At 67.8% G+C, this 14598-nt stretch carries 15 protein-coding genes and 2 riboswitches; of the genes, 7 read left to right on the top strand and 8 right to left on the bottom strand.

The genetic code is table 11. From position 1 onward, the window contains the following. Positions 1-50: 50 nt before the first annotated feature. Entirely contained in the window at positions 51-650 is a 600-nt protein-coding gene (locus tag VG502_RS04610; RefSeq protein WP_325548853.1) for a TetR/AcrR family transcriptional regulator, read from the top strand. Positions 651-682: 32 nt separating this feature from the next. Here VG502_RS04610 and VG502_RS04605 read toward each other — a convergent pair whose 3' ends face one another. The 5 genes from VG502_RS04605 to VG502_RS04585 all read right to left on the bottom strand — a co-directional run bounded on the left by VG502_RS04605 (position 683) and on the right by VG502_RS04585 (position 5578). Then, a complete protein-coding gene (locus VG502_RS04605; protein ID WP_325548852.1) occupies positions 683-1174 on the bottom strand; it encodes a flavin reductase family protein in 492 nt (163 codons plus the stop codon). Then, positions 1171-2280 carry an LLM class flavin-dependent oxidoreductase gene (locus tag VG502_RS04600; protein WP_325548851.1) on the bottom strand — a complete coding sequence of 370 codons (1110 nt, stop codon included), beginning with the start codon at positions 2278-2280 and terminating at the stop codon, positions 1171-1173. Before VG502_RS04600 ends, VG502_RS04605 begins: the two co-directional genes overlap by 4 nt. Beyond that, complete coding sequence (locus VG502_RS04595) at positions 2277-3650, bottom strand: NtaA/DmoA family FMN-dependent monooxygenase (protein WP_325548850.1); 1374 nt, start codon at positions 3648-3650, stop codon at positions 2277-2279. Before VG502_RS04595 ends, VG502_RS04600 begins: the two co-directional genes overlap by 4 nt. A gap of 16 nt (positions 3651-3666) precedes the next feature. Next, entirely contained in the window at positions 3667-4848 is a 1182-nt protein-coding gene (locus VG502_RS04590) for an LLM class flavin-dependent oxidoreductase (protein ID WP_325548849.1), read from the bottom strand. A gap of 70 nt (positions 4849-4918) precedes the next feature. Continuing rightward, positions 4919-5028: riboswitch (SAM riboswitch) on the bottom strand. 94 nt (positions 5029-5122) lie between these two features. Then, positions 5123-5578 carry an RrF2 family transcriptional regulator gene (locus VG502_RS04585; protein ID WP_325548848.1) on the bottom strand — a complete coding sequence of 152 codons (456 nt, stop codon included), beginning with the start codon at positions 5576-5578 and terminating at the stop codon, positions 5123-5125. Positions 5579-5716: 138 nt separating this feature from the next. After that, positions 5717-5836, top strand: a riboswitch (SAM riboswitch). Positions 5837-5938: 102 nt separating this feature from the next. Between VG502_RS04585 and VG502_RS04580 the strand changes: the two genes are divergently transcribed. The 6 genes from VG502_RS04580 (at position 5939) to VG502_RS04555 (ending at position 11255) form a co-directional block, all read left to right on the top strand. Next, positions 5939-6925, top strand: coding sequence for an amino acid ABC transporter permease (locus VG502_RS04580; RefSeq protein ID WP_325548847.1), 987 nt, complete (start codon positions 5939-5941; stop codon positions 6923-6925). Beyond that, the gene (locus VG502_RS04575; protein WP_325548846.1) at positions 6922-7704 is read left to right on the top strand and encodes an amino acid ABC transporter ATP-binding protein; all 783 of its coding nucleotides are present in this window, start codon (positions 6922-6924) and stop codon (positions 7702-7704) included. Before VG502_RS04580 ends, VG502_RS04575 begins: the two co-directional genes overlap by 4 nt. A gap of 23 nt (positions 7705-7727) precedes the next feature. After that, positions 7728-8696 carry a transporter substrate-binding domain-containing protein gene (locus VG502_RS04570; RefSeq protein ID WP_325548845.1) on the top strand — a complete coding sequence of 323 codons (969 nt, stop codon included), beginning with the start codon at positions 7728-7730 and terminating at the stop codon, positions 8694-8696. A 19-nt stretch (positions 8697-8715) separates the two neighbouring features. After that, positions 8716-9561, top strand: a complete 846-nt coding sequence (locus VG502_RS04565) for a DUF1684 domain-containing protein (RefSeq protein WP_325548844.1) — start codon at positions 8716-8718, stop codon at positions 9559-9561. Beyond that, positions 9558-10682 carry an LLM class flavin-dependent oxidoreductase gene (locus tag VG502_RS04560; protein WP_325548843.1) on the top strand — a complete coding sequence of 375 codons (1125 nt, stop codon included), beginning with the start codon at positions 9558-9560 and terminating at the stop codon, positions 10680-10682. Before VG502_RS04565 ends, VG502_RS04560 begins: the two co-directional genes overlap by 4 nt. 147 nt (positions 10683-10829) lie before the next feature. After that, entirely contained in the window at positions 10830-11255 is a 426-nt protein-coding gene (locus VG502_RS04555; protein ID WP_188838961.1) for an organic hydroperoxide resistance protein, read from the top strand. A gap of 114 nt (positions 11256-11369) precedes the next feature. Here VG502_RS04555 and VG502_RS04550 read toward each other — a convergent pair whose 3' ends face one another. From VG502_RS04550 to VG502_RS04540, 3 genes are read right to left on the bottom strand one after another with little or no spacing between them, the layout of a single operon-like run. Then, positions 11370-12191, bottom strand: coding sequence for an MOSC domain-containing protein (locus VG502_RS04550; protein WP_325548842.1), 822 nt, complete (start codon positions 12189-12191; stop codon positions 11370-11372). A 2-nt stretch (positions 12192-12193) separates the two neighbouring features. After that, the gene (locus VG502_RS04545) at positions 12194-12823 is read right to left on the bottom strand and encodes a carbonic anhydrase (protein WP_325548841.1); all 630 of its coding nucleotides are present in this window, start codon (positions 12821-12823) and stop codon (positions 12194-12196) included. Next, entirely contained in the window at positions 12820-14499 is a 1680-nt protein-coding gene (locus VG502_RS04540; protein ID WP_325548840.1) for a fumarate hydratase, read from the bottom strand. Before VG502_RS04540 ends, VG502_RS04545 begins: the two co-directional genes overlap by 4 nt. Positions 14500-14598 lie beyond the last annotated feature (99 nt).

Here is a 14598-nt window from a genome sequence, read left to right as displayed (position 1 = left end):
TTTTCTTCCCGAGTGCAACCCTATCGCGTTCGGGATGTGAGAATGTGGCCATGCCCACACCGCGACCGCTGCCCATGGCGACCCCGCCACCGCGGGTTCGGCGCGACGCGGCCGCCAACTCCGATCGGATCCTCGCGGCGGCGCGCGACGTCATCCGGTGTGAGGGTGTGGAGTCCCTGACGATGGACCTCCTCGCCGCGCGCGCGGGTGTCGGCAAGGGCACCATCTTCCGCGCGTTCGGCAACCGCTCCGGCCTGTTCGCCGCGCTGACCGACGAGTCGGAACGCTCCTTCCAACAGGAGTTCCTCTCCGGGCCGCCACCGCTCGGTCCCGGGGCACCCCCACTGGAGCGGCTGCTCGCGTATGGCGAGGGGCGCCTGCGCCTCTACGCCATACACGGGCCACTGATGGCCATGTCTCGCGACGCGGACCGTTTCGTGGTCCCGGCCCGGCAGCTGTCGGCGGCGCACGTGCGCATGCTGTTGCAGCAGTGCGGTGTCCACGACCATCTGGACGTCATCGTCGAGGCGCTGCTCGCGCCACTGGATGCGGAGACGACCTATCACCTGACGGCCACGCGCGACCTCACCGCGCAGGACCTGCTCGCCGGATGGCAGCAGCTCGTGCGGTCGGTCGTTGCAGCCGCCTGACCCCGTCACACGCCCGAGCGGCCGGACTCGGTTCACGCGAGCTGACGGAACGCACTGCCGTGGTAGACCAGCGGCGTCGTCGACTCGTCGACGTCCAGGTCCCGCACGCGCAGCACCACGATGTCGTGGTCACCGGCCCGGAAGACGTCGTGCAGGGTCGTTTCGAACCACGCGCTTGCGTTGTCCAACAGGATTGCGCCCGTGGGTGATTCGCGCCAATCGAGCGCGGTGAAGCGCTCGCTCGCGTGGCCGCTGAGTGCTCGCCCTGCATGCTGTTGCTGCGACGAGAGCAGGCTGAGACCGAGATGGGACGCTTTCCGCAGTGTCGGCCACGTCGTCGACGAGTGCGCGATGCACACGGACACGAGCGCGGGTTCCAGGGACACTGCGGTGAAGGTGCTGGCGATCATGCCGACCGGTGTCTCGTCGACTGTTGCCGCCAGCGCGGTGACCCCGCTCGGGTGTGCGGCGAAAACCCTTCGCAGCCGGGCGCTTTCGATGATCGAGGGTGCGGTGATGCTCATCGCTGTTGCCACTCCTTCGCCAGAAGCTGGAACGACCGGACCCGGTCGTCGTGGTCGTGGGTGATGGTCGTGACCAGCAATTCATCGGCGCCGGTCGCTTCCTGGAGAACCTGTAGCTGGTCGGCGACTCGGGTGGCGGTGCCGACGAACTGGGTGGCCAACCGGTCGGACACCAGCGAGCTGTCCGAGTCAGACCACGGAAGCGCGCGGGCCTCCTGCGGTGTCGGATACGGTATGGCGCCCTCGCCGGTCCGGATGCTCCGGACCCACGGGCCGTAGCCGGACGCGAGTTCCCTTGCTGCGTCGTCAGTTTCGGCGACCACGACATCGGCGGAGACGATCACGTGCGGGCTGGTGAGACGCGCGCTGGGGCGGAAGTGCGTCCGGTAGGCGTCGATCGCCTCGAGGACGTTGGCCGGAGCCACGTGGTAGTTCGCGCCGAATCGCAGGCCGTGACGTCCCGCGACGGCGGCGCTCTCCCCGGCGCTGCTGCCGTGGATCCAGATCTGCAGGTCGGCGCCTTCACCCGTCACGTGCGCCTCCTCGCCGTTGGGGTGCCGGTACGAGCCGTCCAGCAGCGCGAGCAGGTCGTCCACCTGTTCGCCATATGGCTGCGGGGTGGGGTCGGTTCCGAGCAGCAGGTCGCGCTGGAGCGCGAACCGGGGCGACTGCGCGAGTCGCGCGAAGGAGAACGGCGGCGGCAGGACCAGTCCACCGGGGAGCACCTCGGTGTGTGCCCGTGCCGGTCCCTGCGTTGCCGGCGGACGACCGCCCGAGCGCCCGAGTCCGAGGTCGATCCGTCCCGGGTGTGCAGCATCCAGCAGTCCGAACTCCTCGGCCGTCGACAACGCCGACCGATGGCCCATCTGCACCGCGGCGGCACCGATCCGGATCTCGTCGGTCGCAGCTGCGGCCAGCGCGATCGTCAGTGCGGGGGAGACCCCGGCCACTCCTGGGTTGAGGTGATGCTCGGCGAACCAGTAACGGACATAACCGAATTCCTCTGCACGCCGGGCGAGGTCAACGCTGTGACGCACCGCTTCGCGTGGGTTGGATCCGGATGAAACGTGCACCAGGTCCAGCACCGACAACGGGACGGCGGTCACGATGCCACGTCCCGGGAGGTCCGTTCGGTGCGTACTCCCGGCAGGCCCAGGTTGTCCCGCAGCGTCGAATCGTCGTACTCCGTGCGATAGACGCCGAGCTCCTGCAACAACGGCACCACGCGATCCACGAACGGGTCGAGCCCGCCGGGTGTCAGGTGGGGAACCAGGATGAAGCCGTCACAGGCATCGTGCTGCACGAAGTGGTTCAGCTGGGTGGCGACGGTCAGCGGGGAGCCGACGAAGCTCTGGCGCCCGGTCACCTCGATGACCAGCTCACGGATGGACAGGTGCTGCGCCGCGGCACGCTCCCGCCACTCCTTCGCGGTCGCCAGCACGTCCTCGTGCCGGCGGACACTCGCCCGGCCCTGGGCAAGCGTGTTCTCCCCTGGCACGGGGTCGATCTCGGGCAGGGCGCCGTCCGGGTCGTATGACGACAGGTCCCGGTTCCACAGCTGCTCGAGAACGTTGATCGCGGTCTGCCCACTCACCTGCTGTCGGCGTATGACGTGTGCCAGTTCCTGGGCGTCGTGGTCGGTGTCACCGACCACGAACGTCGCTCCCGGCAGGATCAGCAGGTCGTCTGCCGAGCGTCCGTGCCGCGGCAGGCGGCGTTTCACATCGGCGTAGAACTCCCGGCCGGCGTCGAACGTGCTGTGCCGGCTGAAGATGGCGTCCGCGTTCCCGGCGGCGAACTCCCGCCCCTCGTCGGAGTCGCCGGCCTGGAAGACGACCGGCTGGCCCTGCGGCGACCGCGGGACGTTGAAGCGTCCGCGGATGTCGAAGTGCCGGTCGGTGAATTCGTACGATCCCGAATCGTCGTTCGTCACGAACCGTCCCGATGAGGTGTCGGGCGCGAGGTCGTCGTCCGCCCACGAGTCCCACAGCCGTCGGGCTGCGGTCACGAACGATTCTGCCCGTGTGTAGCGGTCCTCCTTTGCCAGGAAGCCGCCCCGGCGGAAGTTCTCTCCGGTGAACGCATCCGACGATGTGACGACGTTCCAACCGGCGCGACCGTCGGACAGGTGGTCCAGGGTGGCGAACTCCCGTGCCACGTCATACGGCTCGTTGAAGGTGGCGTTGATCGTGCCGACCAGGCCCAGATGGTCGGTGACCGCCGCGAGCGCCGCGAGAACGGCGAACGTGTCCGGCCGGCCGACCACATCGAGGTCGTAGATGCGGCCGCGCTGCTCGCGCAGGCGCAGTCCTTCGGCAAGGAAGAGGAAGTCGAACCTGCCCTGCTCGGCAGTGCGGGCGAAACGTCGGAAGGACTCGAACTCGATGTGACTTCCCGCGGCGGGGTCGCTCCACACCGTGGTGTTGTTCACGCCCGGGAAGTGGGCGCCGAGGCGAATCTGCTTCTGGTTGCTCATGATGGAGGTCGTCCTTTCACGCCGCGGCGTAGCGGCTGGTCGGCCGGGGAAGACCGAAATGCTCGCGCAGCGTGCTCGTCGTGTAATGGGGGCGGAACGCCTCGCGGCGTTGCAGGACTGGAACGAGGTCTCGGGTGATGTGCGCGAGGTCCTCGTGCAAGATCGCCGGCCGCAGCCGGAAGCCGTCGAGGCCTGCGGCCGACCACTCCAGCAACAGGTCGGCCAGATCCTCGGAGGTGCCGACGAAGGTTGCGGCGTCGCTGCTGGAGCCGGTGGCCGAAAGCCCGTCGAGCCGTTCGCGGCGCGCCTCGGCCGCAGCCGTCGTCGAGTCCAGGAGGACCACGAGGTCCGCGAGCACCTTGACGTCCTGCGCAGCCCGGCCGGAGGACACCGCAGTTCCGCGGATCGATGTCGTGGTGGCCGCCACGTCGGCGGCATCGCGCGGTGTGATCAACCCGATGTCCGCGTCGCGACCGATCAGGGCGTGCCCGCGCTCGTCGTGGCCCAGGAGTACGACGGGAGGCTGTCCCTGCGGGGGGCGGGGCGTGATGGACGGTCCACGCACCGAGAAGCTGGGACCCTCGAAGTCGATGTAGTGCAGTCGTTCGCGGTCGATGAAGCGACCGGTATCGATATCGCGGATCTCCGCGCCGTCCTCCCAGCTGTCCCAGAGCCGCCGGACCACCTCGACGTAGTCGGAGACCTCGCGGAAGGCCTCGGTCACGAAGTCGGCGGACGGTTGCCCGGCATGCAGCTCCGGGGCGCTTCGCCGCCCGATGTTCGCGAATTCGCGAGGGTCTGCGCTGGTGCGGACCCGTAGCCCGGCGCGTCCGGTGCTGACGTAGTCCAGTGTCGCGACCGATTTGGAGATGTGGAACGGCTCGGTGTGCGGTGCGACGGCCGTGGGCACCAGACCGATCAGGTCGGTGAGGGGTGCGACGTGGGACGCGATCAGTGCGGAGTCCAGCGATCCGTGGACCACAGCGGACCGGTCGCCGTCGGGGAATCTGGTTGCTGCGAACCGGTCCTCGATCGACACGAAGTCCAGCAGGCCGTGTTCGGCCTCCTGGACGAGCCCGGCCCAATACTGCGGCCGGAAGAGATCAGCGGGAGCAGCCGTGCTCAGGCGCCAGGCAGCCGGGTGCCACCCGGCGCCGTCCAGGGCGACGGCGAGGTGAATCGGGTAGTCGTTGGACATCGGCATCACTTTCAGGTCAGATGCGGCGTCGCGAAGAGGTCACCACCGGGATTCCGAAGAAGGAGACCGGGATTCGCGCTTGCGGCACCGGCGGTGCCGCCGGGTCATCACCTGGGGCACCCCACCGCGGCGGAGGGTTGCCGGACAGCCAGCCAGGGCTTCACGCTGTCTCTCGTGACCTGATGGCGAGCCTAGCCCGATCTTTCCGATTCTGTCCAATGCATACCGGAAAAGTAGAAATTGAGGGACGCGTGCGCGCGTGCCATCCGCTTGATCAGCGGGGTAGCCAGGCGTCGTCGACGTCGTTCAGCCGGCGGACCTTGGCCGGCAGTCGGCCGGCGACCAGCTGGGCCAGGCTCACGGTGTCCAGCACTGTCCGCATGCTGGCTCGCAGGGCAACCCACAGCTCGGGCAGATGCGTTGCCACGCCGTCATATTCGAGCTCGTGCGGGCGCACGCCGTGCACCTCGGCCAAGGGTCCGTCGACGCTGCGGATGACCTCGCCGACGTAGATCTTCGCGGGGTCCCGGGAGAGTGTGTAGCCGCCTGCGCAGCCCCGCTGGGTCTGCACGAGACCGCTGCGCCGGAGCTGGCTGAGGATGGCCTCCACGAACTTGCGCGGCATGTCCTGGTCGCTGACGATCTGGTCGATCGTCAGCAGGCTGGGGTAGGCCGCGGCGAGCTCGAGGGCACTGCGCACCGCGTAGTCACTGCGGGCGGTGATCTGCACGGGGCACCTCTCTGGTCGGACGGGGAGCTCCACGATAGCCCGCCGGCCGGCCACGCTTTCGGGTCGCATATCCCACCAATTGGATAGAGCATCACAAAAACTTGCCCAACGGAGAAGGTCGGATTATGTTTCGGTTCAGGTGATGAGCGACAGCGTCAAGCCCTGGCTGGCTGTCCGGCAACCCTCCATCCGCGGCGGGGTGCTCCAGGTGACCACCCGATGGGACCGCGGGCTTCGCGGCTCCCATAAGCGCGACGGTGCACGGACCCGCGGCGGTCTCTTCCCACGAACTGCCGGCCGGTGCTCGGTGACCATCACGTGGATCCACCGAAACGATTGCAACGTGAGGAAATTCGTCATATGTCGCACGTATTGGCCGACCCGTTGCCGGCACCCCCGAAAGCGCCCCTCGCGGACGAGACGGTCGACGACCTCGCCGGCGCCAAGCTGGTCTCCCGACGGAAGCCCGCACGGTGGGCGGCAGCCGCAGTGGCACTCGTCCTCGCGGCGATGCTGCTCAACACGCTGTTCACCAATCCACGTTTCGAGTGGGCGGTGGTGGGCGACTACTTCGGAAGTTCCGCGATCCTGCGCGGCTTGGTGCTCTCGCTGTGGTTGACCGCCGCGGTGATGGTGACCGGCTATGTGCTCGGCATCGGGCTGGCAGCGCTGCGACTGTCGGACAATCCGGTGCTGCGGACGGCATCCTTCGGCTTCGTCTGGTTGGTGCGCTCGGTGCCGCCGCTGGTGCAGCTGCTCTTCTGGTTCGAGATCGCGTCGCTGTATCCGCGGCTGTCGCTCGGCATACCGTTCGGGCCCGAGTTCGTGTCCTTCCAGACCGCGCATCTCTTCTCGGCGGTCGCTGCGGCATACGTCGCGCTGTCGATCGACGCGGCTGCATTCGCCTCCGAGATCGTGCGTGGTGGCCTGCTCTCGGTCGACCACGGGCAGACCGAGGCGGCATCCTCGATCGGGCTGTCCCGGTGGCGGACGTTCCGGCGGGTGGTGCTGCCGCAGGCGATGCCGTCGATCATTCCGGCCTCGGGCAACATGCTCATCGGCATGCTCAAGGCGACCTCACTCGTCAGTGTCATCGCCGTGCAGGACCTGCTCGGCGCGAGCGAGCTGATCTACAACGACAACTTCAAGATCATCCCGCTGCTGCTGGTCGCCACCATCTGGTACCTCGTGCTGACGACGATCCTGTCGATCGGGCAGTTCCTGCTCGAACGCCACTTCGCACGGGGCAAGCGCACGAGCAGGCCGGCCCGCTCGCTGTCGCAGGTATGGCGGGAAGGCCTCCCGCGCTTCACGCACCGCGGGTTCGCGAAGGGTGGTGCAGCATGAGCATCGCCACCCTCCGGAGTGCGAGCGTCGACGTGCGAATCCGTAACCTGCACAAGTCGTTCGGCGGCCACGATGTGCTCGGCGGGGTCGATCTCGACATACCGGCCGGCAGCGTCACGGCCATCATCGGACCATCGGGCTCCGGCAAGTCGACCCTGCTGCGGTGCATCAACCATCTGGAGCGGCCGGACGCCGGTTACGTGGAGGTCGGCGGCGAAGTCATCGGCTACCGACCGGAGAAGGGGCGTCTGCGCGAACGCTCATCGCGGGACGTGGCCCGGCAGCGCGCTGCCATCGGGATGGTCTTCCAGCAGTTCAATCTCTTCGGCCACCGCACGGCGGCCCAGAACATCGCCGAGGGCCAGCTGGCGGCCGGGGTCGCACCGGCTGCGGCACGCGAACGGGCTCGTGAGCTGCTGGAGCAGGTCGGGCTGGCCGGCCGGGAGGACACCTATCCGAGCCGGCTGTCCGGTGGGCAGCAGCAGCGTGTCGCGATCGCCCGTGCGATGGCCCGGGATCCCAAGCTGATCCTCTTCGACGAACCCACCAGCGCGCTGGACCCCGAACTCGTCGGGGAGGTGCTCGCGGTCATCAAGCAACTCGCCACGACCGGCATCACGATGGCGATCGTCACGCACGAGATCGGCTTCGCCCGGGAGGTCGCCGATCAGCTCGTCTTCCTCGACGGCGGGCGCATCGTCGCGCGCGGCACACCCACCGAGGTCCTCGAGAACACCGACAACGACCGACTCCGCGGCTTCGTCGCCGCGGTCCTTTGAGCACAGACCTGGAGACATCGATCATGGACACGACAACCACCCGAAACACCCGACGACAGCTGCTCGGCGTCGCCACCGCGCTGGGTGTCGCAGCGACCCTCGCGGCGTGCGGCAGCTCATCCGGAGGCGCTGCGGCATCCGGCGGGGGAGCTGCGGGCGCCGGCGGAGCGAAGGCGGCTCCGGCCGACTTCACCGGCAAGATCTCGGTCGACTCGGCAGCGCGCAAGCTGCTGCCGCAGAGCGTCCGGAAGTCCGGCAAGCTGATTCTCGGCACGACACAGGTAACCGGCACCGCCGGTCTGCCGCACGCGGGCATCGTCGACGGCAAGGAAGCCGGACTCGACCTCGACATCCGAGCGGCCGTCGCGAAGAAGCTCGGCATCAGCTGGCAGGTCGAGACCGGCACCTTCCAGACCATCATCCCCGGTGTACAGAGCGGCAAATACCAAGTGGGACAAGGCAATTTCGGCGTCACGAAGGAGCGCGAGAAGGTCGTCGACTTCGCGACCTACCTCAATGACGGCCAGGCATTCGTCGGCAGCAAGGACGTGCAGGTCAAGCGGGTGAAGTCACTGCTCGACATCTGCGGACTGAAGGTTGCGACGACCAGCGGAACGACCTTCCAGAAGCTGCTGACGAGCTTCGCTCCGAAGTGCGCTGCCGCCGGAAAGAAGCCGTATCACGTGCAGTACTTCTCCGACACCGCGCCGATCTACCTCGGCCTGCAGAACGGCAAGGTCGACGTGTTCTTCGGCCCGACCCTGAGTCAGAAGGTCGTCACGCAGAAGATCCCGGGAACCCGGTTCCTGGGCCAGATCACCCAAACGCCGGTCGGCTTCGTGACGGCGCGCAAGTCGCCGGTCGCGTCCGCCATACAGGCGGCGGTCAACGACCTGATCAAGGACGGCACCTACGGCAAGATCTTCGCCAAGTGGAAGGTCGCCTCGTCCGTCATCAAGCAGTCGCAGCTCAACCCACCCGCGACATTCTGACACCAGGAGAGGTTTCACCATGACAATCCAACTTCCCGCAAGCGCGAGCATCGAGCAATACCAGCGTGATTGGCAGGACTGGCACGAGGCGAAGGACCGAGCGCTGGCTACCCCGCACGGATTTCTGGCGGTCACCGGACTGCACTTCCTGAACGCCGAACCGACCTGTTTCCCGGGCGTTCCCGGTGTGTGGCACAGCGACGACCGCGGCGTGCACGTCGAGCTGGAGACCTCGGAGATCCTGCTGCTCGACGACCGGCCGATCTCCGGCGACTACGACTTCGGCGTCATCGCCGAGCGCGACGGACTCACGGTGGCGAGCGGCGATGTCCGGATCGAGGTCGCCAAGCGCGGCGGCTTCGACATACTCCGGCCGCGTAACCCGGCGAACCCCCGACGGACGTCGTTCGAGGGCACCGCGGCATACCGCCCGGACCCGGCCTGGGTGCTCACGGGCCTCTTCGCGCCCTTCGTGAAGCCACGACCCACGACGGTCGGTGCAGCGGTGGAGGGCCTCGAGCACGTGTATGACGCAGTCGGCGAGATCACCTTCACGCGTGACGGTGAGCCACTGTCGCTCATTGCGTTCCCCGGACACGGCGACGGGGAGCTGCTGGTGCTGTTCACCGATGAGACGGCCGGCGACACGACGTATCCCGCGGTCCGCTCGCTGTCCGTGAGCGCTCCTGATGCGGGTGGTGAGGTGGTCCTCGACTTCAACCGCGCGGTGAACCTGCCGTGCGCGTACACGCCGCACGCCACCTGCCCGCTGCCGCCGATCGAGAACCGCCTGCCGATCGCGGTCACGGCCGGTGAGCTGGACCCGTCCCTCGATGCAGCGGCTGCGGAGCGAGTTGCGGGATGAAGGTCATCGCCATCTCGTTGATCGTGCATTCGCCCGATCCGCTGACGGGAGAGCAGGTTTCGACCCATGAGCGCTTCGCGCAGGTGGTCCGCGCCGCGGAGTTCGCCGAGCAGATCGGTCTCGACGGGTTCGGTGTGGGGGAGCGCCACGAGCGGCCGTTCATCTCCTCCGCGCCGACCGTCGTCCTCTCGCATCTCGCGGCGAGGACCCGGCGCATCCGGTTGTTCACCGCTGTCACCACGCTCAGCCTGCTCGACCCGGTGCGTGCGTATGAGGACTACGCGACCCTCGACCACTTGTCGGAGGGGCGGCTGGAACTCATCATCGGCAAGGGCAACGGGAGCGCACAACGTGACCTGTTCGCCGTCACCGAGGAGGACCAGTGGGATCGCAATGCGGAGTCCTACGAGGTGTTCCGAGCACTCTGGCGCCAGGAGAAGGTCACGGCCGACACGCGATTCCGTCCCGCGCTGCGTGACGCCGAAGCATGGCCACGGCCCTACCAACAGCCGGTGCGTGTCTGGCACGGCAGCGCGACCAGCCGGGCATCCGTCGACCTGGCCGCGCGCTACGGCGAGCCGCTCTTCTCGGCGAACGTCACTCATTCGATCGAGCCGTATGCCGAACTCATCGACCACTACCGCGAGCGGTGGGACCACTACGGCCACGATCCCGCGGCGCTCACGGTCGGTGCCGGCAGTGCCGGGCTGTCCGTGGCACGAACGTCCCAGGAGGCGCGGGCGACGTTCGAGCCGGCATTCGCCGGATACCTCGCCGCACAGCGTCGACTCGGCGTGGAGCCGGCATTCGCGACGCTCGATGAATACATCGAGCGCAGCTCGGCACTGATCGGCAGCCCGGCGCAGGTGCTCGACAAGGTCCAGCGCTATCACGACCGGTTCGGGCACACGGTGCTGCATGTCGGAGCCGATGCCCAGGGGGTGTCGGAGTCCGACCACCGGCGCAGTCTGGAGGTCTTCGCCGACGAGGTCGTGCCGAGCCTGCGCCAGGACCTGCCGGACCCGTCGGTGTGGGGTGCGGGACCGCTCACCGACGACGCGCTCCGGGGTGACGAGCAGGGCGTCATACCGCGCGGTGAGACCTTCCTCGCGACGGGCTGACCCGGAGGGATGCCGACGGGTGGACGCCCCTTGGGATCGTCTCAGCGCGCGTCGTACTGTGAAGGACCGCGGGGCGTGTGAGCTGATCAGCACGACGCGCGCCGCACCAGCACCTTGCGATCATCGAATCGAGAAAGGCACACACCAATGTCCGAGAAAGTCACTGAGGTTCTCTACACGACGGCGGCAACGGCCAAGGGCGGCCGCGAAGGCAACGTCAAGAGTGCCGACGGCGTGGTCGACCTGCCGTTGGGCAAGCCCGGCAGCCAGGCCAACCCGAAGGCGAACCCCGAAACCCTTTTCGCCGCAGGCTATTCCGCGTGCTTCTCCGGAGCGCTCAATGCGATGGCGCAGCAGGATGGCGTGGACGCCAGCGAGTCGACGGTCACCGCTGACGTGACGTTCGGCAAGACCGACACCGGCTTCGGCATCGCCGTCGCGCTGACCGCCAAGATCCCCGGCGTCGACGCCGCCAAGGCGCAGGAGCTGGCCGACAAGGCACACGGCTTCTGCCCCTACTCCAAGGCGACCCGCGGCAACATCGAGGTCACCGTCGTCGGCGAACCCGCCTGACCCCTCGCCGAGAGGACACCTAACGCATCGAGAGGACACCCGATTCGGCCGTTTTCGGCCGGATTCGGGTGTCCTCTCGGTATTTGCGGGGCCTCTCGGTGAAGAGGGGCGGCGTCAGTCGCTGGTCGCGATCACCTGGTCGCCGATGCTGATCGCCCCTTCGGTGTCGGGGATCAGGTGATGACAGAACCACGTCTTGCCGTCCCACTTGCGATGCCGGCTGAGGGTGCGGATCGGCTCCTTGCCCTTGGCCAGAGTGGTCGGCTCGACCAGCGTCATCACGCATCGGTCCACCGGCTTGGCCGCCCGGAACCGCACCCCGCCGATCTGCACCGACGTCCAGTCGTCCTCGGCGAACGGGATCTCGCCGTCGATGACGACATTCGGCCGGAAGCGGTCGATCGTGACCGCGTCGCCGCCGGCTTCCTCGATCCACTCGTTCAACTGCCGCAGCGACGCCAGCGACGCGATGGTGACCGGATAACCGTCCTGGAACGCCGCCCGGTCGTCGGGCCGCGAGAACTCCGGATTCAGCGTGCGTTCCGCCGGATTCGCGCACCACACGACATCCAGCCCGGCCCGCCCCGTCACCTGCTCGAGCCACTCCGAGGCCGACTCGGCCGCAGCCTCGACCCGCATCGGCGGACGCGTGAACATCGTCGCCTCGACCGCACGACCACCCGCTCGCACGATGTATGACGAACCCCCGGCGGACAACCTGACCGCGGGGGAGTCGCCGCCCTCCGGCGACCCGACCGGCTCGGCCCGTATGCCGAAAAGCGACGGCAACTCCCGCGCGCTGACCATCGCCCGCGACTCGTCGACGATCATCCATTCGCGGTCGCCGCGCAGGCCGGCGAAGCCGACATACGCGTTCGAAACCTGCGTGATTGCAGTGCTTTTCACCGGATGAATGCGCAGCGAGACGACCTGCATGGTCAGTCGTTCGCGGAGCGGATCGCCGGCGTCGTCGTCAGGACGGACGCCGTGCCGTCATTGAGGGCGTAGGTCGCGCCCACGATGCCGAGGTCGCCCCGGTCGACCGCGTCACGGACGATGCGTGAGCGGTCCACCAGCAGGTCGGCCGTGGCGCGCACGTGCAGCGCGCCGACCTCCGCGGGCGTCGCGGAGCCGGTGGATTGTGCCCGCGCAACGCTGGGCATGACCTGCACGGCGATGTCCCGGACGTAGCCGGGAGGCATCTGACCGGTCTCGGCGGCGTCGATCGCAGCGGCCACCGCACCGCAGGACTGGTGACCGAGGATGACGATGAGCGGGACGTCGAGCAGTTCGACCCCGAACTCGATCGACCCGAGCACGGCGTCGTCGATGATGTGACCGGCCGTACGCACCACGAACAAGTCACCCAGACCCTGGTCGAAGATGATCTCGGACGCGACCCGGCTGTCGCCGCAGCCGAACAGCACCGCCGTCGGACGCTGGCCCGACTCGAGCACGTGCCGTCGTTCCAGGTCCTGGTTGGGGTGCTGCGTCGCCCCCGAGACGAACCGTGCGTTGCCCTCGACCAGTTGATCCCACGCCTGCTGCGGGGTCAGTCGCGCGGTCACAGCCCGGGCCTCGTGGTGATGGTGAAGGCGGTCGGCTTGGCGGTGGCCGCGAAGAAGTCCTCACCCTTGTCGTCGACGACGATGAAGGCCGGGAAGTCCTCGACCTCGATCTTCCACACTGCTTCCATTCCCAACTCCGGATACTCGAGCACGTCGACCTGCTTGATGCAGTCCTTCGCCAGCCGGGCCGCGGGACCGCCGATGGAGCCGAGGTAGAACCCACCGTGCGCGTTGCATGCGTCGGTCACCTGCTTGCTGCGGTTGCCCTTGGCCAGCATCACCATCGACCCGCCGGCAGCCTGGAACTGCTCGACATACGAGTCCATCCGTCCGGCGGTGGTCGGCCCGAACGATCCGGACGCGTAACCGTCGGGCGTCTTGGCCGGGCCGGCGTAGTAGACGGCGTGGTCCTTGAGGTACTGCGGCATCTCCTCGCCGGCGTCGAGGCGCTCCTTGATCTTGGCGTGCGCGATGTCGCGCGCGACGACGAGCGGGCCGGTCAGCGAAAGGCGAGTCTTGACAGGGTGTTTCGTGAGTTCGGCGCGGATCTCGTCCATCGGCCGGTTGAGGTCGATCTGCACGACATCGGTCGCGTCGAGATCCTGGTCGGTGGTGTCCGGCAGGAAGCGTGCAGGGTCGGTCTCCAACTGCTCGATGAAGACGCCCTCGGGGGTGATCTTGCCCAGGCACTGCCGGTCGGCCGAGCAGCTGACCGCGATCGCCACCGGCAGCGACGCGCCGTGCCGGGGGAGGCGCACCACGCGGACGTCGTGGCAGAAGTACTTGCCGCCGAACTGCGCGCCGATGCCGAAGTTGCGAGTCAGCTCCAGCACCTGCTCCTCCAGCTCAACGTCGCGGAACCCGTGCGCGGTCGCCGCGTCGCCGGACGTCGGCAGCTCGTCGAGATACTTCGCACTGGCGTACTTCGCTGTCTTCAGAGCGAATTCGGCGCTCGTGCCGCCGATCACGATCGCAAGGTGGTATGGCGGGCAGGCCGATGTGCCCAGCGACCGGAGCTTCTCGTCGAGGAACTTCATCATCGAGTCGGGGTTCAGGATCGCCTTCGTCTCCTGGTAGAGGAAGGACTTGTTGGCCGAGCCGCCGCCCTTGGCCATGAACAGGAACTTGTAGGAGTTCTCGTGGCCGGCGGCCGTGTCGGCATACAGCTCGATCTGGGCGGGCAGGTTGGAGCCGGTGTTCTTCTCCTCCCACATGGTGACCGGTGCCATCTGCGAGTAGCGCAGGTTGAGCCGCGTGTAGGCGTCATACACACCACGCGCGATGGACTGCTCGTCCGGGCCGTCGCCGCCGACGAGGACCTGGGAGCCCTTCTTGCCCATGACGATCGCGGTGCCGGTGTCCTGGCACATGGGCAGGACACCGGCCGCGGCGATGCCGGCGTTCTTCAGCAGGTCCATGGCGACGAACTTGTCGTTGTTGCTCGCCTGGTCGTCGTCCAGGATCCTGCGCAGGAACGCCAGGTGCGCCGGACGCAGGTAATGGGCGATGTCGTGCATCGCGGTCTCGGTCAGCAGCCGCAGCGCCTCGGGATCCACCTCGAGGAACGTCCGCCCGCCCGGGCCTTCGACGGTGCGTATGCCGGTGTCGGACAACTTGCGGTATGTCGTCGCGTCGTCTCCGAGCGGCAGCAGGTCTTCGTAGGCGAAATCGGCCATGACTCTTGGTGATCTCCTTGCTGGATGAGCGGTCCGTCCAGAGTAATGGGGTACCCATCCACGACCGCGCGGGAGTGCTGCGCCGTGCTGACTTGGCAA

The sequence above is a fragment of the Flexivirga sp. genome, from assembly GCF_035551235.1.
GTDB lineage: Bacteria > Actinomycetota > Actinomycetes > Actinomycetales > Dermatophilaceae > Flexivirga.
This window is presented reverse-complemented; position numbering and strand designations above follow the sequence as displayed.